Origin of the sequence: Duganella alba (genome assembly GCF_009674495.1) — a bacterium.
Classification (GTDB): domain Bacteria; phylum Pseudomonadota; class Gammaproteobacteria; order Burkholderiales; family Burkholderiaceae_D; genus Rugamonas; species Rugamonas alba.
This window is the reverse complement of record NZ_WKJN01000006.1, coordinates 132,759-157,733: the sequence shown is the minus strand read 5'-3', so window position 1 is coordinate 157,733 and position 24,975 is coordinate 132,759. Positions and strand designations below refer to the sequence as shown.

Genomic DNA, 24,975 nt, shown 5'->3' with positions numbered 1-24,975 from the left:
TTTGCTGCACCAGAAAGGATTTCAAATTGCCAACTCTTCTAACACGACGCCTGGCCTTGCTGGCCGAAGAAAAACACCGCGCCGTGCTGGCTGGCGGCTTGCGAGGCATCGAGCGGGAGACCTTGCGCGTGGACCGCGCCGGCCATCTGGCGCGCACGCCGCATCCCGGCGCGCTGGGTTCGGCGCTGACGCATCCGCAAATCACCACCGATTACGCTGAGACCCTGCTGGAGTTCATCACCCCTGCCGAAAAAGACATCGGCGCCACCATCGCCAAGCTGGACGGCATCCACCGCTACGCCTATAGCAAGCTGGGCAATGAATTGCTGTGGAGCCAGTCGATGCCGTGCGAACTGCCGGCCGAAAAAGATATCGAGATCGCCTGGTACGGCACCTCCAACCTGGGCACGCTCAAGCATGTGTACCGCCGCGGCCTGGCGCTGCGCTATGGCAAGGCGATGCAGTGCATCGCCGGCATCCACTACAACTACTCGCTGGACGAACGCCTGTGGCGCGTGCTGGACGAGAATGAAGTCAGCGGCAAGCGCCTGACGCCGCGTTCCTTCCAGTCGGAATCCTACCTGGCGACGATCCGCAACTTCCGCCGCTACAGCTGGCTGCTGATGTATCTGTTCGGCGCCTCGCCGGTGCTGTCGGCCGGCTTCCTGCGCGGCCGCGCCCACAAGCTGGAAACGCTGTCCGAGGACACGCTGTACCTGCCTTACGCCACCAGCCTGCGCATGAGCGACCTGGGTTACCAGAACGACGCCCAGTCCGGCCTGCGTCCGCACGAGAACTGCCTGGACAGCTATGTGGCGGCGCTGACCAAGGCCGTCAACCAGCCCTACGAGCCGTATGCGGCGCTGGGCACCAAGCGCGACGGCGAATGGATACAGCTGAGCACCAACGTGCTGCAGATCGAAAACGAGTACTACTCCACCATCCGCCCGAAACGCGTGATCCAGACCGGCGAACGGCCGATCCAGGCGCTGTGTTCGCGCGGTGTGCAATATATTGAAGTGCGCTGCATGGACGTCGATCCGTTCGAACCGGTCGGCATCAGTGTCGCCACCGGCCGCTTCCTCGACGCCTTCCTGCTGTTCTGCGCGCTGGAAGAAAGCCCGCAGATCACGCCGGAGCAAAGCGCGCGCTACACCGAAAACTTCGCCCGCACCGTCAAGGAAGGCCGCCGTCCGGGCCTGACGCTGAACAACGGCGACGCCGAAGTACCACTGCCAACGTGGGGCGCGGAACTGCTGGAGCGCATCCGCCCGGTGGCCGCCCTGCTCGACGCGCTGCGCGGCGACAGCGCCCACAGCGACGCCCTCAATGCCCAATCAATCAAGCTGACCGACACCGAGCAGACGCCATCAGCCAAGGTGCTGGCGGCGCTGCGCGACCACGGCCAGTCGTTCGGCGCCTTCGCGCTGGCGCAAAGCGAACAGCATGCGGCCTACTTCCGCAGCCATCCGCCGACCGCCGACGAAGCGGCCTATTTCGACGGCCTGGCCGCCGTGTCGCTGGCCGAGCAGGCCGAGATGGAAGCGGCGCCGCAAGCCAATTTCGACGACTATGTGGCGGCCTACCGCAACAGCAATCTGTGCCAGTCCCGCCAGGACGGTGACTGATGCTCACCTTCTACAACGAACTGCACGCGCAGCATCGCGGTCGCCACGAATTTTTTCGCGGCGAGCAGGTGCCCTGCTTTGAAAAGCCGGAGCGTGTGGATTCGGTGCTGGGAGAACTGGGCCGGCGCGGCCTGGGACGCATCGTCACGCCGCACGGCGTACCCCTGATGTCGCTGGAGCGCGTGCACACGCCGCGCTACCTGCACTTCCTGCGCAGCGCCTGGAACGACTGGGTGGCGCTCGATCCGGCCAACGCCAAAAAGGACGCCTTCCCTTCGGTGTGGCCGGTGCGCACGCTGCGCAGCGACATCGAGCCGGACAACTTCGCCGCCAAAATGGGCTTGTACTCGATGGACAGCGGCACGCCGCTGACCGCCGGCACCTGGACCGCCGCCAAGACCGGCGCCGACTGCGCGGTCAACGCCGCGCACGCGCTGCGTCTCGGCGAGCGCGGCACCTTTGTGTTGAGCCGTCCGCCGGGCCACCACGCGGGCGCGGACTTCTTCGGCGGCTACTGCTTCCTCAACAACGCCGCGCTGGCGGCGCAGCACCTGCTGGACGACGGCGCGCGCAAGGTCGCCATCATCGACATCGACTACCACCACGGCAACGGCACGCAAAGCATCTTCTACCACCGCGACGATGTGCTGTTCATTTCCATCCACGCCGATCCGCGCAGCGAGTACCCGTTCTACCTGGGTCACGCCGACGAACGCGGCGAAGGTGCGGGACTGGGCTACAACATGAACGTGCCGCTGGCGGCAGGCAGCAGCACGCAGGCGTGGTTCTCGGCGCTGGAAACCTCCTGCATCCGCATCGGCAGCTTTGCGCCGGACGCGCTGGTGGTGTCGCTGGGCGTCGATACCTTCGGCGGCGATCCGCTGTCGAAATTCAGCCTGCAAAGCGCGGACTACCTGAAGATCGGCGAGCGCCTGGCGTGGCTCAACCTGCCGACCGCCTTCATCTTCGAAGGCGGCTATGCGGTCAAGGAACTGGGCGTCAACGTGGTCAACGTGCTGGAAGGGTACGAGACAGCGCTGTGAAGATATAGTCGGTCAGCAGCTTCTCGCTGACCGCGTGCGGCTGGCGCACCTGGAAGTTGGTGGTGGTGATGACGATGACCGCGCGCTGTTCCGCCATCACGATCACCTTGTTGCCGCCGCTGCCAGACATCATCGCCGTGCTGTACGTCTTGCCATCCTGCGTGAACTTCTTCAGCCACCACAGATAGCCGTAGTCGGTATGCTCATCGACCTGCGCGTGCGGCGACAGCGACTGCTTGACCCACGCCGCCGACACCACGCGCTTGCCCTCCCATACACCGCCGTTCAGATACAACTCGCCCAGCTTGAGCAGGTCGCGGCTGCGCAGATTGAGGCCGCCGCCGGTCATGGCCGGCCCGGTCGGCGTGTATTGCCAGCGCAGTTTCGTGATGCCCAGTGGATTGAACAGGGTGCGTGCCGCAAACTGGTCTGTTTTTTCGCCGGTGGCTTTCTCCAGCACGGGACCGAGCATGGTCGGGCCGGCGGTGCAGTAGGAGAAGCTGCGGCCATAAGGCGAGTCCTTGGGCTTGGTGGTCCAGTCGGCAAAGCCGCGGATCGGCAGGTCCATCGCGAACTGGGTCCAGTCCTCCAGCAAGTACATGGCCTCCTCGTTGCCGCGCGAGTACTGGTTCTGGTCGTCGCACTCCAGCAGAGAACTCATAGTGAGGAAATCCTCGACGGTGATCTTTTCCTTGCGCGGATCGGGATAGCGCACCGGATGCTTGTCGGGGAAGAAGGCGAACACCGGCGCATCGAGTTTCAGCTTGTCCTGGTCGATGGCGATCCCCACCAGCATGTCGGTCACGCTCTTGGTGACCGAGCGCGTGTTGCGCAAGCCTTCGGCGCCGTCGTTGTCGAAATAGGATTCGTGAACCAGCTTGCCGTCCTGGGAGATCAGGACACTGGTGATCTGCTTGAAGTCGCCCTTGCGGATCGCGGCGTCCATGTCCGCAAGGGGTTCCGCCGTCGCGGTCACGCACACCAACATCAGAGGAAGAAGCACGCTTTTCATGACCGCTCCAGTCGGTTAGACCGGATCAGTATACATCGCGCCGGTAGCGGCCTTCCTCCGCCAGCTGCTCCAGCTGCGCGCGGCCGATGATGGCGGCAAGCGCGTCATCCACGCCGCCGGCCATGCCCTGCAGGCTGCCGCAGACAAAGATCACGGCGCCGTCGGCGATCCAGCTGCGCAGCGTGTCGGCGCGGTCGCGCATGCAGTCCTGCACGTAGCCGCCGCCGGTGACGTCGCGCGAATACACCAGGTCCAGCTCCGGCAGGAAGCCTTTGGCGCGCCAGCCCTGGATCTCTTCCGCGCAGACCGCATCGTGTTCCTGCTGACGCTCGCCGAAAATCAGCCAGTTGCGCTGCGCACCTTCCAGCACGCGCGCCCGCAGATGCGAACGCAGGCCGGCAATGCCGGAACCGTTGCCGATGTAGATAGCCGGCGCCGGCTGTGGATACGCATCGAAGGACGGGTTGGCGATCAGGCGCACGCGCACCTCGTCGCCGATGGCCGCCTGCTCGGTCAGCCAACCGGAGGCCAGGCCCAGGCCGCGTTCGCACCGCACCTGGCGCACCACCAGCTGCATGCTGCCATCCTGCGGAATCGACGCCAGCGAATAGCGGCGCGGCGCCGCGTCCGGACCGTAGTGGCCCGGCCAGATGTCCACCAGCGCGCCGGGACGCCAGCCGTCGCCGATGGCGCCGGTCAGCGTGATCTCGTACAGCGGGAAACCGATGCTGCCGGGATTGAGCAGCACGCGCTGGTCCAGGCGCCAGCTGGCGTAGTCGCTGTCGTCGGCAGCGGCGTTCAGCGTGACCTCGGCGGCGTCGTTGCCCATCAGGCCGCGCAGCGCATTGCCCCAGCGGGCCAGCGCGCCGGCGTCGCCGTTGTCCACTTCAATCATCGGATGCAGCGGCTGCGCGCCGAGCACCGCCAGGCGCTGGTCCAGCGTGCGGCCGAAACCGCAGAACTCCGCGTAATTGCGGTCGCCCAGCGCCAGCACGGCGTACTGCACGTGCTTCAATTCTTCTTTTGCGGCGTTCAGCAGGCGGCTGAAGCGGCGCGCGCTGTCCGGCGGTTCGCCTTCGCCGAAGCTGCTGGCGACAAACAGCGCGCGGCGGTATTTGCCCAGCTGTGGCGGCGTCAGTTTTTCCAGCGACTGCACGTGCACGGCGACGCCGGCCTTTTGCAGCGCGGCCGCGCTTTGCAGCGCCAGGCGCTCGGCCTGGCCGGTCTGGCTGGCGTAGGCCATCAGCACCGGATCATCCTGCGTGCCGGCCGGCGCCGATGCCGCAAACTGCGCGCGCTCGGCCCGCGCAATGCGCTTCTGCTTGCGGCGGTTCAGGTACAGCATCCAACCGGTGATGCCGAAGCCCGGCAACGCCAGCGCGGCGATGAACACGATCAGCTGGCCGACCACGCCGAAATACGTCCCCAGGTGCAGCGGATAGATGGTCGACTGGAAGCGCGCGCCCACCCGCTTGTCGGCGTACAGCTCATTCTTCAGCAAGGCGCCGGTCTGCTGGTTGATCGACATGCTGCTGCGCGCACGCACGTGCGGCGCATCCTTGGCCACCCACAGGATCTGCAACGGCGCGCTGGCGCGCTCCGGCGGACGCAGGAAGGCCATATGCCAGTTGGGCGCGTTCTGTTCGAAGGTGGCCCAGCTTGCGGTCAGGTCGGCAGCTTCCGCCTTGGCCGGTTTGTCGGCTTTCGGCATTTTCGGTTTCGGCGCGGCGTCGCGCGGCGGACGCAGGGTGCCCATCCAGCCGTCCGCCATGTCGCGGATCGGATCGAAGGCCCAGTACACGCCGGACATGGTAAACACCAGGAACACCACCATCACCCAGGTGCCCACCACCGAGTGCAGGCCCCACAGGAAGGAGCGGCCCTTCATGCGGATATCGAAAGTCAGCCAGGTGCGCCAGTCCCACACACGGCGCGGCCAGCGCAGATACAGGCCGCTCAACGCAAGGCCCATCAGGCAGAACGCCAGCACGCCGCTGACCATCTTGCCCGGATCGCGCGGCAGCAAGAGGAAGCGGTGCAGCTGCTCGACCCATTCGAAGAAGCCTTCGTAATGCAACTCCGGCAGCAGCGCGCCGGTGTAGGGATTCAGATAAACCGTCTCGCCCTTGCGCTCTCCCGGCGCCGGCGCCAGGCCGACGCGCGCGCTGGAACCCGGCGTGTCATAGAGGATGATGCTGGTGACGCGCTCGTGCGGCTTGACCAGCCGCGCGGCCTGCATGATCTGCTGCGGCGCCATCACCGGCGCGCTCTGGACGGCGACAGTGCGCACGCCGGGATTCAAGGCGTCGAGGATCTCCTCGCGGAAGGCAAGCGTGGCGCCGGTCAGGCCGATCACCATCAGGACGGTGCCGGCGGTGATGCCGACAAACCAATGCAACTGGAACCAAAGCTTTTTCACGGATCACTTTCACGTACAGTATCTGCCCATTCTATAGATAATGCGAATCATTATCAATTATAGGCTGTTACAACTCGATACAAATATATAGCTTGCTATTAGATCGCACACTATGTATAGTTCATTCATCGGCGCTGCAAACAGCGCAAACTGTAGTAAATTATCAAACTACTCACTGAAAGGAATTATCATGTCGATCGAAAAAGTTCTGTACACCGCACACGCTAAAACCACCGGCGGCCGCGAAGGCCAATCCGCTTCGTCGGATGGTCACCTGTCCGTCAAGCTGAGCACCCCGAAAGAACTGGGCGGCGCCGGCGGCGAAGGCACCAATCCTGAGCAGCTGTTCGCTTCGGGCTATGCAGCCTGCTTCATCGGCGCCATGAAATTCGTTGGCGGCCGCGACAAGATCGCCGTGCCTGCGGACGTGTCGGTGGAAACCGCCGTCGGCATCGGCCAGATCCCTACCGGCTTCGGCATCCAGGTTGAGCACAAAATCTCCCTGCCAGGCCTGGACCGCGCAACCGCCGAAAAACTGGTGGCCGCAGCCCACATCGTCTGCCCTTACTCGAACGCCACCCGTGGCAACATCGACGTGACCCTGACCATCGTTTAATCGACCGTCAGCTGATCGCCAGGCCGGCCCCTCTACGGAGGCGCCGGCCTTTTTTCACATACAATCATGTTTTGATCCTGAACGAGACAAGCAATGATTGAGTGGCACTGGCTGGCATTTGACGACATTCCCCGCGAAGACTGGTATGAGGTGCTGCGCCAGCGGCAAGCGGTTTTCATCCTCGAACAAACCTGTTTGTATCCCGACATCGACGGCTGCGATCCGGTATGCCACCACCTGATGGGCTGGCGCGAGATCGACGGCCAGCGCACGCTGGTGGCCTACCTGCGCTGCGTGCCGCCGGGCGTGAAGTTCGACGAGATGTCGCTGGGCCGCGTGCTGACCACGCAGGCCGGCCGTGGCGCCGGCGTTGGCCGCGAGCTGCTGGCCAAGGCGATTCCTTTGTCCGAGAAGCTGCATCCCGGTTATGCCTTCCGCATCGGCGCGCAGGCGCACCTGGAAAAATTCTACGGCAGCTTCGGCTTCAAGACGGTGACCGAGCCGTATGACGAAGACGGCATCATGCACGTGGATATGGTGCGTTAAAACGTCAGGATGAAACGCGCGCCGGCGCCGACCGAGCGCGCGTAACGCACCGTGCCGCCGTTGGCGTGCACCAGGTGCCGCACCATCGCCAGGCCGATGCCCCTGCCCTGCTTCTTGGTCGAGAAAAATGGCGTGAAGATGTGGGCGGCCAGCGCTTCCGGCACGCCGGGGCCGTTGTCCGAGACATCGATGCGCAGGCGGCCGCCCCGGCTCAGGCGCGCGCGCACCTGCGCCTGCGTTGCGGCTTCGGACGCGTTCTTCAACAGATTGATCAGCGCCTGTTCCAGCTGGCCGGGATCGATCATCACTTCCAGCGACGCCGGCTCCACCGAGAAGGCCAGTTTGCCCTGCCACTGCGGTTCCAGCAGTGCGGATAACCGTTCAAACAATTCTTCCAGCAGCACGCGCTGTGGCTGCGCCTGCGCCACGGTCGACAGGCTGCGGTAGCTGCCCACGAAGTCGACCAGGCTGGCGGCGCGGCGGGCGATGGCGTCCAGCGCGGTGTCCAGGTCGGCCTGGATGTCGGGCGGCAGCTTGCCATGCGCTTCGTCCAGCAGGCCGCAGGCGGTGCGCGACAGCGAGGCCACCGGCGTCAGGGAATTCATGATTTCGTGCGTCAGCACTTGAACCAGTTCGCGCCAGGCGTTGAGGGCTTCGGCTTCCAGTTCGCTCTCCACCGGCATCAGCGCGGCCAGGCGTTGCGATGCGCCTTGCAGTGTGAGCGCGGAGACGGCGACCAGCGCGCGTTCGGCGCCGCGTTCGGTGTCGAAGCTGACCAGCTGGCGTTGGCCGACCGGCTGCGCGGCCAGCAACTGGTGCAGGTCTTGCGGTGCGATGGCACGGCCGGGCGCCAGCAGGCGGCGCGCGCTGGCGTTGAGCGGCGCCACCACGCCGGCGCCGGCTGCCTGTTCAATGCGGAACAGGGCGATCGGGGCGTGTTCGAGGCGGGCTTCCAGTGCCAGCATGGCGTCTGTCGGTATCTGTGCTTCAGTGGCGGTGGCCGGGATGTCTTCCATGCGCGGCGTACGCAGAGTCAGGCGGCGCAGGCATTGCCACAACAGCGTGGCGGGTGCCACGGCGAGCAGGGCACACAGCACGATGCGGCGCGGTTCGGGCGATGGCGACAGCAGGTCGGCGGCGACAGATAGCGCCATCAGCCCGGTCACGCCGGCTGCCACGCCCCACTTGAGCGCGCGTTCAGATGCCATGCTTGCCCAGCTTGCGGTACAAGGCGGCGCGGCTGATACCCAGCGTTTTGGCGGCGTGGCTGATGTTGCCGTTGAATTGCGCCAGCGTCGCGGCGATGGCGGCGCGTTCGATGGCGTCCAGCGTGGCATCGGTAGCCGAGGCGGCAGCAGGCAGCGATGCGTTCGCGGCGACGGCGCGGTCGCCGCCGTCGCCGCCCGAACCTGCCGCGTGTGTCGGATAGCCGGGCGGCGCGCCTGGTGCGTTCGCTGCGCCCGCTGCGCCGGACAGGCCGGGCGCTGCGGCGGCTGGCGCGGCGGCGAGGCCGAAATCGGCCGCCACGTATTCCACTCCCTGGCCGAGGATGACAGCGCGCTCGCAGGCGTGGCGCAAGGCACGCACATTGCCCGGCCAATCGTGCCGCGCCAATGCATCCAGCGCGGCGGCGGTGATTTCGCGCGCCGGACGCTGGTACTGGCTCTCGTACCTTTTCAGATAGTGCGACAGCAGCAGCGGCACATCCTCAAGCCGCTCGCGCAACGGCGGCACGCGGATGACGATGGTATTCAGCCGGAACAGCAGGTCGGCGCGGAACACCGACGGATCGAACAGGCGCGCCTCGTCCAGATTGGTGGCGCTGATGATGCGCACGTCGATCGCCTCCGGCTTGTCGGCGCCTATCGGCGTCACTTCGCGCCGCTCCAGCGCCGTCAGCAGCTTGGCTTGCGCGGCCAGCGGCATATTGCCGATTTCGTCCAAAAACAGCGAACCGCCGCGCGCCGCCTGGAAGCGCCCCGCCCTGTCGGCCCGCGCGTCCGTGAATGAACCTTTGCGATGGCCGAACAGCTCACTCTCGAATGTCGATTCCGGCAGCGCCCCCATGTCCACCGCCAGCATGGTGCCTGTCGCGCGGCGCGACGCCGCATGGATCGCGCGCGCCACCAGCTCCTTGCCGACGCCGTTCTCGCCCAGCACCATCACATTGGCTTCGGTGGGCGCCACGCTGGCGATCAGCGCCTTGAGCTCGCGCATGGCGCGCGACTCGCCCATCAGCTCCGGCGAACCGGCCGCCGCGCCGTGCGCCGCCTGACGCCGCGCCAACGCCTGGTCCACCGCCGCGATCAGGCGCGCGTTGTCCCACGGCTTGGTGATGAAATCGCCGGCGCCGCGCTTCAGCGCTTCCACCGCCAGCGGCACATCGGCATAGGCGGTCATCGCAATCACCGCCGGCGGACGCGCCTGGGTGCGCAGCACGTCCATCAGCGCCAGCCCTTCGGCGCCGTTGATGCGGCCCGGCGTGAAGTTCAGATCAAGCAGCACCACGTCCGGCACCCCGCGCGCCAGCAACGCCGGCAGGCCCGCCGGATCGGACAGCGTGACCACCTGGCCATGGCGCCGGCGCAGCAGCAACTGCGCGGCAGTGGCGACGTCGGCGTCGTCATCGAGGATCAGGATATAGGCGGTCATGCAGGCATTCTAGCAGCAGCAAAAGCGCTGTAAATGGCCACTCCCGGCGGCTGTCCACTTGCGAACAGCGCGCGGTGTCCGGAAATGAACACCTGCCGGCCATTTGCGCCCGCAGACAGCCGAAAAGCGCCTTTCCGGCATGGCACAGGGTTTGCTGTAAGGACGCCATGCACATCAAAAAAAAATTTGAGACCGCCGCGACTGCCCTCCCCGCCAGCGGCGTTGCGATGGATACCGTCGTCCCGCGCCGGCGCGGCAGGCGCATCGCCATCATCGCCGCCGCCGTGGTCGCACTGGCGGCCGTCGCCTGGACGCTGTGGTCGTGGATGCCGCGCGGCCTGCAAATCGACGGCGCCGACCTGCGCATCGGCCAGGCCGCGCGCGGCGTGTTCGTCGACGAAATCATCGTGCGCGCCAATGCCGAACCGCTCAACGCCGTGATTCTGGACGCGGTGGAATCCGGGCGCGTGGAGGAAGTGTTCGCCGCCGATGGCGCGCTGGTGAAAAAAGGCCAGCTGCTGTTCCGCATCTCCAACCCGCAGCGCAACCTGGAGCTGCTGGCGCGCCAGTACGAACATTCGGTCAGCATCTTCAACCTGTCCAACCTGCGCGTATCGCAGGAGGCCAGCGCCAGCGACCACCAGCGCCGCCTGGACGACCTGCAATTCGCACTGGATCAGGCGCGCAAGCAGCATGCGCGCAATGTGAGGCTGGCGGCGCAGGGTTTCATCTCCAGCGTGGCGCTGGAAGAGTCGGAAGACAAGGTGGCGCAGCAGGAGCGCATCCTCAAACAGGAGCAGCAATCCAGCGTTGCGGAGAGCCGCGTGCGGCAGAGCGCCGAACAGCAGCTGGAAAGCTCGATCCAGGGGCTGAACTCCGGCCTGAAGCTGGTCTCCGCCACCGTCGATGCGCTGGCCGTGCGCGCGCCGGTCGAGGGCCGGCTGACCAACTTCCGCCTGCAGGTGGGCGAATCCATCGCCACCGGCAAAAACATCGGCCGCATCGACGATCCAACGCGCTTCAAACTGTCCGCCAGTGTCGACGAGTACTACCTGAACCGCATGGCGGTCGGCCGCCATGGCAACGTGCAGCAGGATGGCCGCACCTACGGCGCCGACATCCGCACCATCTACCCGCAGATCAAGGACGGCCGCTTCACCGTGGAGCTGGTGTTCACCGACGGCCAGCCGCGGGTGCTCAATCCCGGCCAGAGCCTGGACGCGCGCATCACGCTGGGCGAGCCGGCGCCGGCGCTGCTGCTGCCCAACGGCGCCTTCATCAACGATAGCGGCGGCGCCTGGGTCTACGTGGTGGACGCCGGTGGACGCAATGCCCAGCGCCGCGCGGTGCGCACGGGACGCCGCAACAACAGCCAGATCGAAGTGCTGGATGGCCTGAGCGCAGGCGACAAGGTCATCCTGTCCAGCTACGCGGCCTATGGAAATTCACCACGCCTGCAAATTACGCAGTAACCTCTCACTACCTCACCATAAGGCACGCACATGCTCAAACTCGTCGGCGTCAGCAAAGTTCACCAAGCGGGAGAAATCCAGACCACGGCCCTGGACCGCATCGACCTGGAAATTGAAGCGGGCGAATACGTCGCCATCACCGGCCCGTCCGGCTGCGGCAAGTCCACCATGCTGGGCATCCTCGGCCTGCTGGACGTGCCGACGCGCGGCGAATACTGGTTCGAAGGCCAGAACATCGCCGGCTGGAGCGAGGCGCAGCTGAACAAGCTGCGGCGCGGGCGCATCGGCTTCATCTTCCAGAGCTTCAACCTGATCGAAGAACTGACCGTGTTCGAAAACGTCGAACTGGCGCTGGAATACAACGGCACGCCGGCGCGCGAACGGCGCGAACGCGTGACGGCGATGCTGAACAAGCTGGGTGTCGGCCACCGCGCCGGCCATCGTCCTTCGCAGCTGTCCGGCGGCCAGCAGCAGCGCGTGGCGATCGCGCGCGCGCTGGTGTCCGGCCCCGCCGTGCTGCTGGCCGATGAACCGACCGGTAACCTGGACAGCGCCCACGGCGATGAAGTCATGCGCCTGCTGCGCGACATCAACGCCGAAGGCACGACGGTGGTGATGGTCACCCACTCGCCCGACCACGCCGCGCAAGCCTCGCGCACCCTGAACCTGCTGGACGGCCGCGTGATGGTCGATGCGCTGCAGGCAGCGTGATGCTGCGCGACTTCCGCATCGGCTGGCGGCTGCTGTTGCAGCAGCCGGCCTACTCGCTGGTGGTCACCGGCGGCCTGGCGCTCGGCTTTGCCGCCTGCTTCCTGCTGTTCGGCTACGTGGCCTTCTGCCTCAACTACAACAGCAGCATCCCGGACAACGACCGCGTCTTGGTGGTCAAGCAGCGCATCAATGTCTTCGCGCGCCCGGATTGGCAACTGCGCGCGTCCCTGCCGCTGCGCGACATTGCGCTCAACAGCGGCATGGTGAGCGACGCGGCCTTCATCAAGAACATCGATACGCCGCTGCGCACCGGTACCGAGCTGCACGCGCTGCCGCTGTTCGCGGTGGATCCCGCTTTCCGTGACATCTTCGGCATTCAGACACTGGTGGGCGACGTGGCCGCCGCGCTGGCGCAGCCGGACGGCCTGGCACTGACGCAAAGCGGTGCGGCCAAGCTGTTTGGCGCCGAAGCGGCCCTGGGCCGCAGCGTCCATATCAAGGACACGACGTTGCAGGTACGCGCCGTGTTGCCCGATCCACCGGCCAACAGCACCCAGCAATACGAAGCGCTGGTCGGCACCCGCAGCAGCGCATGGGAGGAACGCGACACCGCCGCCGGCAAATGGCTCACCGGCATCCTCTACCTGAAACTCAAACCCGGCGCCACCAGCGACGGCGTGACGGCGCAATTGCAGGCGGCCATGGAAGGCTCGCCGCTCAACCAGCGCGTCAAGAACAGCGCCATGGGCAAGGGCCTGAATGGGCGTCATGTCTCGGACATCCGCATGCAGTCGCTGCGTGCCGCCTACTTCGACGAGGACATGGCGGCCAGCCGCGCCGGCGACAGCTACGGCAACCGCAACGGCGTATTCGGGCTGGCGGCGGGCGGCGTGCTGATCCTGCTGCTGGCGGCGATCAACTACGTCAACCTGGCGACCGTGCGCACCTTGCGCCGCCAGCGCGAGATCGGCCTGCGCAAGCTGCTGGGCGCCACCACCGGACAGCTGGTGCGCCAGTTCCTCAGCGAGGCGGTGCTGACCGCCATGCTGGCGGCCGTCGTCGGCCTGATGCTGGCCTGGCTGCTGCTGCCGGTGTTCTCCGACCTGGTGAACCGCCGGCTGGATGGCATGTTCACGCCGTTGAGCTGCCTGATCGCGCTGGCCTTCAGCATCGTCATCGGCATGGCCGCCGGCGCGTATCCGGCATGGCTGGCGCAGCATGCGCGTCCGGCCAGCGCCCTGGCGGGACGCGGCAGCGGCGAGGCCGTCGCCGGCCTGTGGCTGCGCCGCGTGCTGACGGTGCTGCAATTCGGCAGCGCGATGGCGCTCAGCGCCGGCACGCTGGCCGTCGGCTGGCAGACCTGGTATGCCAGCCATGCGTCGCCCGGCTTCGACCCGGCCAATCTGCTGGTGCTGGACCTGCCGGAGGATAGCCTCGGCAAACCGGCGATGGACGCCATGCTGGAACAACTACGCCGCCTGCCTGGCGTGCAGGGCGTGGCCACCATCTCGGAAGCCGTCGGGCGCGATGGCCTGAAGCTGATGAACCTGGTCGCCACCCGCGACGGCGGCGAGATTCCGTTGGAGGCCAAGTTCGTCAGCCCCGGCTGGCTTGAGTTGAGCCGCCTGACACCGGTTTTCGGCCAGGGCTTCAATCCCCAACTGGATCCGCACGACGACAAGGACAGCGGCGGCGTGATGGTCAACGCCGCCGGCGCCGCCGCGCTGGGCTTCGCAACGCCGCAGGAGGCGGTGGGCGCCATCCTGCCACAGGGATTCCGCATCATCGGCATTGTGCCGGACGTCCGTTTCCAGGGCTTGCGCGCGCCGGCCAAGGCGCTGATCTACCGTGTGCGTCCCGGCTCGGTGGCGATGATACGCACATCCGCCTCGCTGGAGCAGGCTTACGCCATGATCGACCCGCTGTGGCGCCGCAACTTCCCCAACGCGATCATGCAAATGACCACGCAGGAAGCGGTGCTGGCCGAGCGCTATGCGGACGACGCGCGGCTGATGCGCATCCTTGGCATCACCAGCGCCACGGCGATTGCGCTGGCGGCGTTCGGCATCTATGTGCTGTCGGCCTACAGCGTGCAGCGCAGCCGACGCGAGATCGTGCTGCGCAAGCTGCACGGCGCCGGCCGCAAGGACATCGCGCTGATGCTGGCGCGTGAATTCTCAGTGCTGATCGGCGTCGGCGCGGTGATTGGTTTGCCGCTGGCGGCAGTGGCCACGCAGCGCTATCTGGCCCGCTACACCGAACATGCGCCGGTCGCCTGCTGGACGCTGCTGGCGGCGCTGCTGCTGGCGGCGCTGGTCGCGCTGCTGGCCACCACGCGTCACACGCTGACGGCCATGCGCATGTCGCCGGTGCTCGCCCTCAAGGAGTAAACCATGATGAACTTCCGTGTCGGCTGGCGTCTGCTGTTGCGCCACCCGTTCAATACCGCCGTCGAACTGCTCGGCCTCGCGGCCGGTTTTGCCGTGTGCTTTGTGTTGATGGGCTTTGTGTACTACTCCTTCAGCTATGACCGCGATGTGCCGCAGCGCGAGCGCGTGTTCGTCATCAAGCACCGGCTGAATTTCATTCCTCAACCGCAGTGGATGGAATACACGCCGTTCGCGATGCGCGACGTGGCGCTGCACAGCGGCCTGCCGTTGCAGGCGAGCGTCTGGTGGCCCAGCAAGGCGATGTTGAACCAGCATGGCGCGCTGCGCGAAATCGATATCACCGCCGTCGATCCGGTGTTCGACTGGATCGCCGCGCTGCATGCGCTGCAAGGCGACCTGCGGCAGGCGTTGACCACACCCGACGGCCTGGCGCTGACGCGGAAGGCGGCGCTGCAGCTGCTGGGCACCAGCGAGGCGCTGGGCCGCACCGTGGTCGTCAACCAGCAAACGCTACAGGTGCGCGCCATCCTGCCGGACAGACCAGGCAACAGCACCATGCAGTTCGGTGCGCTGGTCGGCATCGGCAGCACGCTGTGGTCTGAAAAGGAAAGACAGCAGGTGCTGTCCAACTGGATGGGCATCGCCGGCCGCATTTACGTGAAGACCGACGCCAGTCCGCAGGCGCTGCAAAAAGCGCTGCAGGACGTGATCGACAAGGCGCCATGGGACAACCTGGCCACGCCGGAAATGAAGGCGGCGCTGGCCAAGCGCAAGATGGTCGATATCGGCCTCGGACCGTTGAGCGACGCCTACTTCGACCGCAGCGTCGCCAACACCATGGGCGCCGGGCCGCGCGGCGACATGCGCATGGTGCTGGCGCTGGGCCTGGCCGGTGTGCTGATCCTGCTGCTGGCGGCGGTCAACCACATCAACCTGGCGACGGTGCGCACCTTGCGCCGCCAGCGCGAGATCGCCATGCGCCGCGTACTTGGCGCCACCACGCGCCAGCTGCTGGTGCAGTTCATGGCCGAGGCCATGCTGCTGTCGACCGCTGCCGCCGCACTGGGCCTGGTGATGGCGTGGCTGCTGCTGCCACTGGCGTCGGAACTGCTGCAACGGCCTCTGGATGGGGTATTCACGCCGTTGAGCGCCGGCGCCGGCCTGCTGGGCGGCGCAGTGGTGGGTGCGGTGTCGGGCTGGTATCCCGGCTGGCTGGCGCATGGCGTCGACATGCGCGCCACGCTGGCGCAGCGCAGCGGCGAAACGGCCGGCGGCGCCTGGCTGCGGCGCGCGCTGACCGCGTTGCAGTTTGCCGCCGCCATCGGCATGGGCAGCATTGCGCTGGCAATCCTGTGGCAGACGCAGTTTGCCGCCTCCGCCTCTCCCGGCTTCGAGACGGCGCCGCTGCTGACGGTGGAAATGCCGGTCGGCGTCAACGATCCGGCCGGCCGCGCCTTCCGCGATGCGCTGGCGCAGTTGCCCGGCGTGTCCGGCGTGGCCGACAGCCGCGACCTGCCGGGCCGCGACGACCATACCGGCACGCATGGCAGCACCACCGTCAAGCGCAACGACGGCACCGACGTCGGCATCTCGGTACACTGGGTGGGCGCTTCATTCTTCCAGGTGTACGGTCTGCCCTCGCTGGCCGGACGCCTGTTCGATTCGCGCATCGACCAGGCCGGCGTTCAAGGCGAGGAAAGCGTGATGCTCAACCAGGCGGCGGTGCGTGCCCTGGGCTGGACCTCGGCGCGCGAGGCGGTGGGGCAGCGCATCAACGGCACCCAGATGCGGATCATCGGCGTGGCGCCCGACCTGCGCTGGGAAACGCTGCGCGATCCGGTGCTGCCAACCATGTACACACTGGCGGCCGACAGCCGGCTGCTGACGGCCCGCGCGCAGGGCAGTCCGGAGTCGCTGGAACCGGCCGTGGCAGCGCTGTGGCAGCGTTACTTCCCACGGCAGCTGCCGGTGATACGGCGTGCTTCGAGCTACTACGCGGAGGCCTATGTGGACGATGTGCGACTGGCCCATTTGCTGGCCTGCGCCACGGCGGTGGTGCTGGTGCTGGCGGCGTTCGGCGTGTATGTGCTGGCGGCGCACAGCGTGCAGCGGCGCGCGCGCGAGATCGTGCTGCGCAAGCTGCATGGCGCCGGCCGCGCGGCGATCGCGGTGCTGGTCGGCCGCGAGTTCCTGCTGCTGACGGCGGTGGCGGCCCTGATCGCGCTGCCGCCGGCCTGGCTGGCGATTGCGCGCTATCTGGCGCCGTTTGCCGAGCGCTCGCCGCTGGGGCCATGGGCGCCGATGGCGGCGCTGGCCTGCGCGCTGGGCGTGGTGGTGGCGGCCACCGCGCGCCACACCTGGTCGGCGATGCGCATCGCGCCGGCGCGGGCGCTGCGGGAATAAAAAAAGGCAGCCCGCAGGCTGCCTTTTCGTAGCGCGATCCGCTTACTGGATCGAGATCAACGTGATATCGAATACCAGCGTCGAATTGGCTGGAATATTCGTCTGCGCGACGGCGCCATAACCCAGGGCCGGCGGGATGATCACGGTACGCGTACCGCCAACCTTCATGCCGATGATGCCGGTGTTGAAGCCGGTGATGGTGCCAGTGCCGCCAACGGCCACCGTCAGCGGCGTTGTGGCGCTCTGGTTATTGTCAAACGAGGCGCCCTTGAAGTTGCTGCGGGTGCCGTCATACAGCCAGCCGGTGTAGCGCACGGTCACGGTCTGGCCGTTGACCACCGCGGTGCCGGTGCCGACCACCAGGTCGGTCGTGGTCAGCACAGTTGGTGCAGGCTGGTTGGGAATGATGACCTGCGGGCTGACAAAGACCATCTCGAAGTCGTACACCAGCGGCGCATTGGCCGTGATGGCGGCGTAGGCGATGCCGTTGATGGTCTGCGCCTCGCGGGTATTGGCGCCGTAGGCCAGGTTGGCCGGCAGGATGGCGGTGCGCTTGGTGCCGGCCTGCATGCCCAGCAGCGACTGGTCCCAGCCGGCCAGCATCGCGCCGACACCCACCGTGGCGGTGTAGGTGGAACCCAGGTCGACCGAGCTTTCAATCTTGGCGCCCTTGAAGTCGGACTTGGTCGAGTCGTACAGGTAGCCGACGTACTTGAAGGTCACCAGGTCGCCCGCCGCCGCCGCGCGGCCGGTGCCGGTGGCGGTTTCGGTCAGCTTGTAGGCCGGCTGGACCACCACAGGGGTGGTCGGGGTTTTGTCTCCGCCGCCACCACAGGCGGTCAGGACCGCTACGCAGACCGCAGCGGCGATAAATTGCAACATCGCTTTCATATTTACCTTTGATGGAATTCGTGTGTTTCGGTAGTCCCGGCGCAGAAGTTTAGCAGACGACGCCACTTCCACTCCCGGCACTACATTCAGTTACATTATTTTGTATTCAAATTTCCACTTGCGTGCCAAGTTCAATCACCCGGTTTGGCGGAATCTGGTAGTAGTCGGCGGCGCCGCGCGCATTGCGCGACATCGCCACAAACAGGTGCTCGCGCCAGGTCGCCATGCCCGAGCCAGGCGCCGAAATCACGGTCTGGCGGGCGATGAAGAACGAGGTCTCCATCATCTCGAACGGCAGGCCCAGGCACTCGCACAGCGCCAGCACCTTGGGAATATCCGGTTCGTCCTTGAAGCCGTAGTAGACGTTCAGCTGGTAGCACTGGTGGCCCAGGTCGGTGACCTTGACCTGTTCGTCCTCCGGCACCCACGGCTCTTCCACCACGTGCACGGTGAAGAACACCACCCGCTCGTGCAGCACCTTGTTGTGCGACAGGTTGTGCAGCAGCGCGTGCGGCACGCCGTCGCTCTCGCCGCGCAGGAAGATGGCGGTGCCGTAGACGCGCGTCGGCGGCGCCACGAACAGCGAGGACAGGAAGTCTTCCAGCGGAATCGCGTGTTTTTGCAGGTTTTCAAACACCAGCTCGCGGCCGCGCTTCCAGGTCAGCATGACCGTGAACAGGATGGCGCCCAGCAGCAGCGGGAACCAGCCGCCGTGGAACAGCTTGAGCGTGCTGGCCGAGAACAGCACGATGTCGATGACGATGAAGAAGCCGGTGGCGCCAAAGCACAGCCACAGCGGGAAATGCCAGCGATAGCGGATCACGAAGAAGGTCAGGAAGGTGGTGGCCAGCATGGTGGCGGTGACCGCGATGCCGTAGGCGCCGGCCAGCTTGTCCGACGAGCCGAAGCCCACCACCGCCAGCAGCACCACGCCCAGTTGCAGCCAGTTGACGGCCGGGATGTAGATCTGGCCGATTTCGGTGGCCGAGGTGTGCAGGATGCGCATGCGCGGCAGCAGGCCCAGCGCGATGGCCTGCTTGGTCATCGAGAAGGTGCCGGAAATGGTGGCCTGCGAGGCGATCACCGCCGCCATGGTCGACAGCACCACCAGCGGGTAGACGCTCCACTCGCCCAGCTGGTGGAAGAAGGGATTGGTCACCGTGTCCGGGTGGGTCAGCAGCAGCGCGCCCTGGCCCAGGTAGTTCAGCGCCAGCGCCGGGAACACCACCAGGAACCAGGCGGCGCGGATCGGCTTCTTGCCGAAGTGGCCCATGTCGGCATACAGCGCCTCGGCGCCGGTCAGCGACAGCACCACCGCGCCCAGCGCGACGAAGGCGATCATGCGGTTTTCGTACATGAAGCGCAGCGCATGGTAGGGATTGAGCGCGTACAGGATTTGCGGCGCCTCGACGATGTTGACCAGGCCCATGACGGCCAGCGCGGCAAACCACACCACCATGATCGGGCCGAAGAAGCGGCCGATGCCGGCGGTGCCGTGGCGCTGCATCGCGTACAGCGTGATCAGTACAACGATGGTCAACGGCACGATGTATTGTTCCAGGCCGGTGGCGGCCACTTCCAGACCCTCGATCGCGCCCAGCACCGAAATGGCCGGGGTGATCACGCTGTCGCCGTAGAACATGGTGGCGCCGAACACGCCCAGCAGCATCAGCGGATAGTGCCAGCCGTGCGCCACTTTATTGACCGAATTGAGCGCCAGCGCCATCAGCGCCATGATGCCGCCTTCGCCGCGGTTGTCCGCGCGCAGCACCAGGGTGACGTATTTGAGCGACACAATCAGCGTCAGCCCCCAGAAAATCAGCGAAATGATGCCCAGCAGATTGCCTTCGCTCAGCGCTAGGCCGTGCTCGGGATCGAAGATGGTTTTGAGGGTGTAGAGGGGGCTGGTACCGATGTCGCCATAGACGATGCCGACAGCCGCCAGCGTGAGTGCCGCGAGACTGCTTTTCTTGTGTTGCTCGGTCAAGATTGCACCTGTTGTTGTTTTGGTGCATTGCACAATAGGTGATGACTACACAAAAGGCAAGGAGATTTTGGCATACGGAAGCGTTCCAAATGATCAATACCGAGAGTGTACGCCGCCCGGGACGCCAGCGCGAGCGCGGCCGTCAGCGGAGCGCGTAAAGATGGGACATAATGTCAGACCGTCCACATCTTTTGGCAGATTCGCCCCATGAATTCAGGTATTTTGTACGCCACGTTCGCGTTCTTTTGCTGGGGCTTGTTCCCGCTGTACTTCCACGCCATCGGCGAGGTGCCGCCGCAGGAAATTTTGGCGCACCGCATGCTGTGGTCGCTGCTGTTCCTGGTCATCGTGCTGACCGTGCGGCGGCAGTGGAAATGGCTGCCGGCGGTGCTGCGCCAGCCGCGCATCCTGGCCAGCTTCGTCGCCAGCGCCGTACTGCTGACCGCCAACTGGTTCATTTACATCTGGTCGGTCAACAATGGCCACGTCATCGACGCCAGCCTGGGCTATTTCATCAATCCGCTGATCAACGTGCTGCTGGGCGTGCTGGTGCTGAAGGAAAAACTGCGCCGCGGCCAGTGGATCGCCATGGCGGTGGCCGCCAGCGGCGTGGCCTGGCTGACCTGGCAGGCCGGCCAATTGCCGTGGATTGCCTTAATTTTAGGCATCACCTTCGGCGGCTACGGCCTGCTGCGCAAGACGGCGGCCCTGGCCGCGCTGGAAGGCCTGTCGCTGGAAACCATGATCCTGTTCCCGCTGGCGCTGGTGTATGTGCTGTGGCTGGGCTGGCACGGCCAGAACACCTTCGTCAACACGCCGCACGACAGCACGCGCTGGCTGCTGGCGGCGGCCGGGCCGATCACCGCCATTCCGCTGCTGCTGTTCGCCGCCGGCGCGCGCAAGATTCCGATGGCGGTGCTGGGCCTGATTCAATACCTGTCGCCGACCATGCAGGCGCTGCTGGGCGTATGGGTGTTCCACGAAGCGTTCTCGTCCGAACGGCTGGTCGGTTTCCTGATCATCTGGACGGCGCTGCTGCTGTACGTGGTGGAGGGATTGTGGATCAGCCGGCGCCAGGCTGCTGCCGCCTGACGCCGCTTCAGCTACAATCGATTGGATTTTTTCCTCGGCTCACTTTTTGAAGGGTAGCGGCACATGCGACATCATCTCCTCCCTGTATTCCTGGCAAGTACACTGGCCTCGGCCGCGCTGGCGCAACAAGCGCCGGACGCTTCCATGGTCCAACTCGGCACGGACATCCCGGCCAAATGGAAAGCGCCGGAAACCGGCTACAACTTCGCCCGCCGCGAGGTGATGATACCGATGCGCGACGGCGTCAAGCTGCACACCGTGATCCTGGTGCCGCACGGCGCCGCCAACCTGCCGATGCTGCTGGAACGCACCCCTTACGACGCCGATGGCTTCGCGCAAAAAGGCATGCTGAACATGCGCGACTCGGTGCGCTCGGCCAACCGCGAGTGGGTCGATGACGGCTACATCCTGGTGTACCAGGACATCCGCGGCAAATACGGCTCGGAAGGCAAGTACGTGATGACGCGTCCGCCGATCGGCGCGCTGAATCCGACCAAGACCGACGACACCACCGACGCTTACGACACCATCGACTGGCTGGTGAAGAACGTCAAGGAAAGCAACCAGCGCGTGGGCATGATCGGTTCGTCGTATGACGGCTGGACCGTGACCATGGCCCTGCTCGGCCCGCACCCCGCGTTGAAAGTGGCGGCGCCGGAAAGCCCGATGATCGACGGCTGGATGGGCGACGACTGGTTCCACTACGGCGCCTTCCGCCAGGTCAACCTCGACTACTTCAGCGGCCAGACCAGCAAGACCGGCAAGGGCGACAAGGTGCCGCGCGTGGGCGTGGACGACTACCAGAACTTCCTCGACGCCGGCACCGCCGGCAACTGGGCCAGGCAGAACGGCTTCGACCAGTTGGGCTTCTGGAAGCGCCTGTCGGAACACCCGTCCTACGACGCCTTCTGGCAGGGCCAGGCGCTGGACAAATTCGTCGCGGCCAAGCCGTCGAGCGTGCCGACCATGTGGCTGCAGGGCCTGTGGGACCAGGAAGACATGTACGGCGCCATCATCACCTGGGAAGCGCTGAAGGCCAAGGGCAAGGCCGGCAACAACCACCTGGTGATGGGTCCGTGGTATCACAGCCAGGTGAACGGCTCGGCCGAGCGCCTGGGTCCGTTCAAGTGGAAAGGCGACGCCTCGGCCGACTTCCGCAAGGACACGCTGATCCCGTTCTTCAACACCTACCTGAAGGACCAGAAGCCGGCTGAAGCGCTGCCGCCGGTGCTGATCTACAACGCCTCGGAAAACCGCTGGGACAAATTCGCCGACTGGCCGGGCGCCACCACGTTGACGCCGCTGTACCTGCAGGCCGACAGCGGCCTGGGCTTCAAGGCCGCCGCCGCCGGCGAGGACAGCTATGTGTCCGACCCGGCCAAGCCGGTGCCGTTCCTGGCGCCGCCGATGAGCTTTGGCGACCGTTCGCGCTGGACCACCTGGCTGCTGCAGGACCAGCGCGCGCTGACCACCCGCACCGACGTGCTGTCGTACAAGACGCCGGTGCTGACCGAGGCGGTCACCGTGCAAGGCGCGCCCTATGCCGACATCTACGCCAAAACCACCGGCACCGACGGCGATTTCGTCGTCAAGCTGATCGACGTCTACCCGCCGACCGTGGCCGAGCAGCCGGAAATGGGCGGCTACGAGCTGCCGGTGAGCATGGACATCTTCCGCGGCCGCTACCGCGAGAGCTTCGAGCATCCATCGGCGATTCCGGCCGGCGCCGTGCAGCGGTACAAGTTCCGCCTGCCGACCGTGAACTACGTGTTCAAGCCGGGCCACCGCATCATGGTGCAGATCCAGTCGACGCTGTTCCCGCTGTACGACCGCAATCCGCAAACCTATGTGCCGAATATCTTCTTCGCCAAACCTGAAGATTTCAAGAAAGCCACCATCTCGGTGCAACACGGTACGGCCGGCGCCAGCGCCGTGCTGCTGCCGGTGGTGCCGGCCAGCACCGCCGTCAAATAAACCGGCGTACAGGCCGGCAAAGCGCGCCGCACCGCATGGCGGCGCGCCTATAATGCACGCCATCGCCTGTAAAATTAGTTATTGTTTATTTTTTTAGAAAGCCTCAGTAATGGCCAATTACGTCTACACCATGAACCGCGTGGGCAAAATCGTCCCGCCCAAGCGCCAGATCCTGAAAGATATTTCGCTGTCCTTCTTCCCGGGCGCCAAGATCGGCGTGCTGGGCCTGAACGGCTCCGGCAAGTCCACCCTGCTGAAAATCATGGCAGGCATCGACACCGACATCCAGGGCGAAGCGCGTCCGATGCCGGGCCTGAACATCGGCTACCTGCCGCAGGAACCGCAGCTGGACCCGGAAAAAACCGTGCGCCAGGAAGTGGAATCGGGCCTGGGCGAAGCGTTTGAGGCGCAAGCCAAGCTGGACGCCGTGTACGCCGCCTACGCCGAGGAAGACGCCGACTTCGACGCGCTGGCCGCCGAGCAGGCGCGCCTGGAAGCGATCATTTCGTCGTCCGATGGCGGCAACCTGAACCTGCAACTGGAAATGGCCGCCGACGCGCTGCGCCTGCCGCCATGGGACGCCAAGGTCGGCATCCTGTCCGGTGGCGAAAAGCGCCGCGTGGCGCTGTGCAAACTGCTGCTGTCGAAGCCGGACATGCTGCTGCTCGACGAACCAACCAATCACCTGGATGCGGAATCGGTGGAATGGCTGGAGCAGTTCCTGCTGCGCTTCCCTGGCACCGTGGTCGGCATCACCCACGATCGCTACTTCCTGGACAATGCGGCCGAGTGGATCCTGGAACTGGACCGTGGCCATGGCATTCCATGGAAAGGTAATTACTCGTCGTGGCTGGATCAGAAGCAGGACCGCCTGAAGCAGGAAGAAGCCACCGAATCGGCCCGTCAACGCGCGCTGCAGAAAGAACTGGAATGGTCGCGTCAGAATCCGAAGGCGCGCCAGGCCAAGTCGAAGGCCCGCCTGGCCCGCTTCAACGAGCTGAGCGAGTACGAATACCAGAAGCGCAACGAGACCCAGGAGATCTTCATTCCCGTGGCCGAGCGTCTGGGCAATGAAGTGATCGAATTCAAGAACGTGTCCAAGGGCTTCGGCGACCGCCTGCTGCTGGACAATGTGTCGTTCACGATTCCGCCGGGCGCCATCGTCGGCATCATCGGCCCGAACGGCGCCGGTAAGTCGACGCTGTTCAAGATGATCGCCGGCCTGGACAAGCCGGACAGCGGTGAAGTGGTGATCGGCCAGACCGCGCGCGTGTCGCTGGTCGACCAGAACCGCGACAAGCTGCAGGATGCCAAGACGGTGTTTGAAGATGTGTCGGGCGGCGCCGATATCCTCAGCGTGGGCCGCTTCGAAATGCCGTCGCGCGCCTACCTGGGCCGCTTCAACTTCAAGGGCGGCGACCAGCAGAAGATCGTCGGCAACCTGTCCGGTGGTGAACGCGGCCGCCTGCACCTGGCCAAGACGCTGCTCAAGGGCGGCAACGTGCTGCTGCTCGATGAACCGTCGAATGACCTGGACATCGAAACCCTGCGCGCGCTGGAAGATGCGCTGCTGGAATTCGCCGGCTCGGTGATGGTGATCTCCCACGATCGCTGGTTCCTGGACCGTATCGCCACCCACATCCTGGCGTTCGAAGGCAACTCGCAAGTCACCTTCTTCGACGGCAATTATCAAGAGTACGAAGCCGACAAGAAGAAACGCCTGGGTGAAGAAGGCGCCAAGCCAAAACGCATCCGCTACAAGCCGCTGACGAACTAAACGTCGACGCACCAGACCTCGAAAGCCGGCAACGGATTTCGAGGTTTTTTACTTTAGAAACCGCCATGTTTCGAAAAATCTTCATCGCGCTGGTCTACATCAACTTCTTCAGCCTGTTTGCCAGTTCGATGCTGCTCGGCGGCGACGGGCTCAACGGCAAGAAAGTCGACGGCCACTTCTTCCTTGGCAACCACGGCAAATACACCGAGGTCAGCGAAGCGGTCTATACCTACAGCAGAATCCACGGCATTTCGCTGTTCATCATGGTCGGCATCGTCCTGATCATGCACCTGATCGACCGTGAAACAAAAAGCCGGCCCCCACGTTAGCAGGGACCGGCTTTTCTTACTTGAAGAGACTAC

The 24,975-nt window shown here is 65.4% G+C and carries 18 protein-coding genes; 12 read left to right on the top strand and 6 right to left on the bottom strand.

Annotated elements, in window-relative coordinates; translation table 11 throughout:
* The first annotated feature begins 26 nt into the window (after positions 1-26).
* Positions 27-1,628: a glutamate--cysteine ligase gene (gene gshA, locus GJ695_RS08150; protein ID WP_154363648.1), complete on the top strand. Its 1,602-nt coding sequence runs from the start codon at positions 27-29 to the stop codon at positions 1,626-1,628.
* Positions 1,628-2,671, top strand: coding sequence for a histone deacetylase family protein (locus tag GJ695_RS08145; protein ID WP_154363646.1), 1,044 nt, complete (start codon positions 1,628-1,630; stop codon positions 2,669-2,671). Before gshA ends, GJ695_RS08145 begins: the two co-directional genes overlap by 1 nt.
* Here GJ695_RS08145 and GJ695_RS08140 read toward each other — a convergent pair.
* Together GJ695_RS08140 and GJ695_RS08135 are read right to left on the bottom strand one after the other, a co-directional pair.
* Positions 2,637-3,683: a serine hydrolase domain-containing protein gene (locus GJ695_RS08140; RefSeq protein ID WP_208023354.1), complete on the bottom strand. Its 1,047-nt coding sequence runs from the start codon at positions 3,681-3,683 to the stop codon at positions 2,637-2,639. The genes GJ695_RS08145 and GJ695_RS08140 overlap by 35 nt on opposite strands.
* A 25-nt stretch (positions 3,684-3,708) precedes the next feature.
* Complete coding sequence (locus GJ695_RS08135; protein WP_371866509.1) at positions 3,709-6,102, bottom strand: PepSY domain-containing protein; 2,394 nt, start codon at positions 6,100-6,102, stop codon at positions 3,709-3,711.
* 190 nt (positions 6,103-6,292) lie between these two features.
* Between GJ695_RS08135 and GJ695_RS08130 the strand changes: the two genes are divergently transcribed.
* Positions 6,293-6,718 carry an organic hydroperoxide resistance protein gene (locus GJ695_RS08130; RefSeq protein WP_154358113.1) on the top strand — a complete coding sequence of 142 codons (426 nt, stop codon included), beginning with the start codon at positions 6,293-6,295 and terminating at the stop codon, positions 6,716-6,718.
* 93 nt (positions 6,719-6,811) lie between these two features.
* Positions 6,812-7,264: a GNAT family N-acetyltransferase gene (locus GJ695_RS08125; RefSeq protein ID WP_154363645.1), complete on the top strand. Its 453-nt coding sequence runs from the start codon at positions 6,812-6,814 to the stop codon at positions 7,262-7,264.
* Here GJ695_RS08125 and GJ695_RS08120 read toward each other — a convergent pair.
* Both GJ695_RS08120 and GJ695_RS08115 read right to left on the bottom strand, forming a co-directional pair.
* The gene (locus GJ695_RS08120; protein WP_154363644.1) at positions 7,261-8,472 is read right to left on the bottom strand and encodes a sensor histidine kinase; all 1,212 of its coding nucleotides are present in this window, start codon (positions 8,470-8,472) and stop codon (positions 7,261-7,263) included. The genes GJ695_RS08125 and GJ695_RS08120 overlap by 4 nt on opposite strands.
* Positions 8,462-9,916 carry a sigma-54-dependent transcriptional regulator gene (locus tag GJ695_RS08115; protein WP_154363642.1) on the bottom strand — a complete coding sequence of 485 codons (1,455 nt, stop codon included), beginning with the start codon at positions 9,914-9,916 and terminating at the stop codon, positions 8,462-8,464. The genes GJ695_RS08120 and GJ695_RS08115 overlap by 11 nt, the downstream gene beginning before the upstream one ends.
* Before the next feature lie 227 nt (positions 9,917-10,143).
* On the opposite strand from GJ695_RS08115, the gene GJ695_RS08110 reads away from it, so the two are divergent.
* Genes GJ695_RS08110 through GJ695_RS08095 form a run of 4 tightly spaced genes read left to right on the top strand, consistent with a single transcriptional unit; the run spans position 10,144 to position 16,892 of the window.
* Positions 10,144-11,388: an efflux RND transporter periplasmic adaptor subunit gene (locus GJ695_RS08110; RefSeq protein ID WP_154363639.1), complete on the top strand. Its 1,245-nt coding sequence runs from the start codon at positions 10,144-10,146 to the stop codon at positions 11,386-11,388.
* 30 nt (positions 11,389-11,418) lie between these two features.
* Entirely contained in the window at positions 11,419-12,099 is a 681-nt protein-coding gene (locus tag GJ695_RS08105; protein WP_110846122.1) for an ABC transporter ATP-binding protein, read from the top strand.
* Complete coding sequence (locus tag GJ695_RS08100) at positions 12,099-14,489, top strand: FtsX-like permease family protein (protein WP_154363638.1); 2,391 nt, start codon at positions 12,099-12,101, stop codon at positions 14,487-14,489. Before GJ695_RS08105 ends, GJ695_RS08100 begins: the two co-directional genes overlap by 1 nt.
* A gap of 3 nt (positions 14,490-14,492) precedes the next feature.
* Positions 14,493-16,892 carry an ABC transporter permease gene (locus GJ695_RS08095; protein ID WP_154363636.1) on the top strand — a complete coding sequence of 800 codons (2,400 nt, stop codon included), beginning with the start codon at positions 14,493-14,495 and terminating at the stop codon, positions 16,890-16,892.
* A 42-nt stretch (positions 16,893-16,934) separates the two neighbouring features.
* Here GJ695_RS08095 and GJ695_RS08090 read toward each other — a convergent pair whose 3' ends face one another.
* On the bottom strand, positions 16,935-17,774 hold the full coding sequence (locus GJ695_RS08090; protein WP_229260296.1) for an FKBP-type peptidyl-prolyl cis-trans isomerase: 840 nt from the start codon (positions 17,772-17,774) through the stop codon (positions 16,935-16,937).
* 115 nt (positions 17,775-17,889) lie between these two features.
* Positions 17,890-19,770 (bottom strand): potassium transporter Kup, encoded by a 1,881-nt coding sequence (locus GJ695_RS08085; protein ID WP_154363631.1) that lies wholly within the window; start codon positions 19,768-19,770, stop codon positions 17,890-17,892.
* Between the two features lie 207 nt (positions 19,771-19,977).
* Between GJ695_RS08085 and rarD the strand changes: the two genes are divergently transcribed.
* From rarD to GJ695_RS08065, 4 genes are all read left to right on the top strand, one after another.
* Entirely contained in the window at positions 19,978-20,862 is an 885-nt protein-coding gene (gene rarD, locus GJ695_RS08080) for an EamA family transporter RarD (protein ID WP_154363629.1), read from the top strand.
* Positions 20,863-20,925: 63 nt separating this feature from the next.
* A complete protein-coding gene (locus tag GJ695_RS08075) occupies positions 20,926-22,836 on the top strand; it encodes a CocE/NonD family hydrolase (protein WP_154363627.1) in 1,911 nt (636 codons plus the stop codon).
* Between the two features lie 109 nt (positions 22,837-22,945).
* A complete protein-coding gene (gene ettA, locus GJ695_RS08070; RefSeq protein ID WP_154363624.1) occupies positions 22,946-24,613 on the top strand; it encodes an energy-dependent translational throttle protein EttA in 1,668 nt (555 codons plus the stop codon).
* Between the two features lie 65 nt (positions 24,614-24,678).
* Positions 24,679-24,942 carry a hypothetical protein gene (locus GJ695_RS08065; protein ID WP_154363622.1) on the top strand — a complete coding sequence of 88 codons (264 nt, stop codon included), beginning with the start codon at positions 24,679-24,681 and terminating at the stop codon, positions 24,940-24,942.
* The last annotated feature ends 33 nt before the right edge of the window (positions 24,943-24,975 follow it).

Bases quoted from the DNA above. Each gene is read 5' to 3' on its own strand.
- GJ695_RS08145 (WP_154363646.1), top strand. From the start codon at position 1,628: ATGCTCACCTTCTACAACGAACTGCACGCGCAGCATCGCGGTCGCCAC.
- GJ695_RS08140 (WP_208023354.1), bottom strand. From the start codon at position 3,683: ATGAAAAGCGTGCTTCTTCCTCTGATGTTGGTGTGCGTGACCGCGACG.
- GJ695_RS08130 (WP_154358113.1), top strand. From the start codon at position 6,293: ATGTCGATCGAAAAAGTTCTGTACACCGCACACGCTAAAACCACCGGC.
- GJ695_RS08125 (WP_154363645.1), top strand. From the start codon at position 6,812: ATGATTGAGTGGCACTGGCTGGCATTTGACGACATTCCCCGCGAAGAC.
- GJ695_RS08120 (WP_154363644.1), bottom strand. From the start codon at position 8,472: ATGGCATCTGAACGCGCGCTCAAGTGGGGCGTGGCAGCCGGCGTGACC.
- GJ695_RS08115 (WP_154363642.1), bottom strand. From the start codon at position 9,916: ATGACCGCCTATATCCTGATCCTCGATGACGACGCCGACGTCGCCACT.
- GJ695_RS08110 (WP_154363639.1), top strand. From the start codon at position 10,144: ATGGATACCGTCGTCCCGCGCCGGCGCGGCAGGCGCATCGCCATCATC.
- GJ695_RS08105 (WP_110846122.1), top strand. From the start codon at position 11,419: ATGCTCAAACTCGTCGGCGTCAGCAAAGTTCACCAAGCGGGAGAAATC.
- GJ695_RS08100 (WP_154363638.1), top strand. From the start codon at position 12,099: ATGCTGCGCGACTTCCGCATCGGCTGGCGGCTGCTGTTGCAGCAGCCG.
- GJ695_RS08095 (WP_154363636.1), top strand. From the start codon at position 14,493: ATGATGAACTTCCGTGTCGGCTGGCGTCTGCTGTTGCGCCACCCGTTC.
- GJ695_RS08090 (WP_229260296.1), bottom strand. From the start codon at position 17,774: ATGTTGCAATTTATCGCCGCTGCGGTCTGCGTAGCGGTCCTGACCGCC.
- rarD (WP_154363629.1), top strand. From the start codon at position 19,978: ATGAATTCAGGTATTTTGTACGCCACGTTCGCGTTCTTTTGCTGGGGC.
- GJ695_RS08075 (WP_154363627.1), top strand. From the start codon at position 20,926: ATGCGACATCATCTCCTCCCTGTATTCCTGGCAAGTACACTGGCCTCG.
- ettA (WP_154363624.1), top strand. From the start codon at position 22,946: ATGGCCAATTACGTCTACACCATGAACCGCGTGGGCAAAATCGTCCCG.
- GJ695_RS08065 (WP_154363622.1), top strand. From the start codon at position 24,679: ATGTTTCGAAAAATCTTCATCGCGCTGGTCTACATCAACTTCTTCAGC.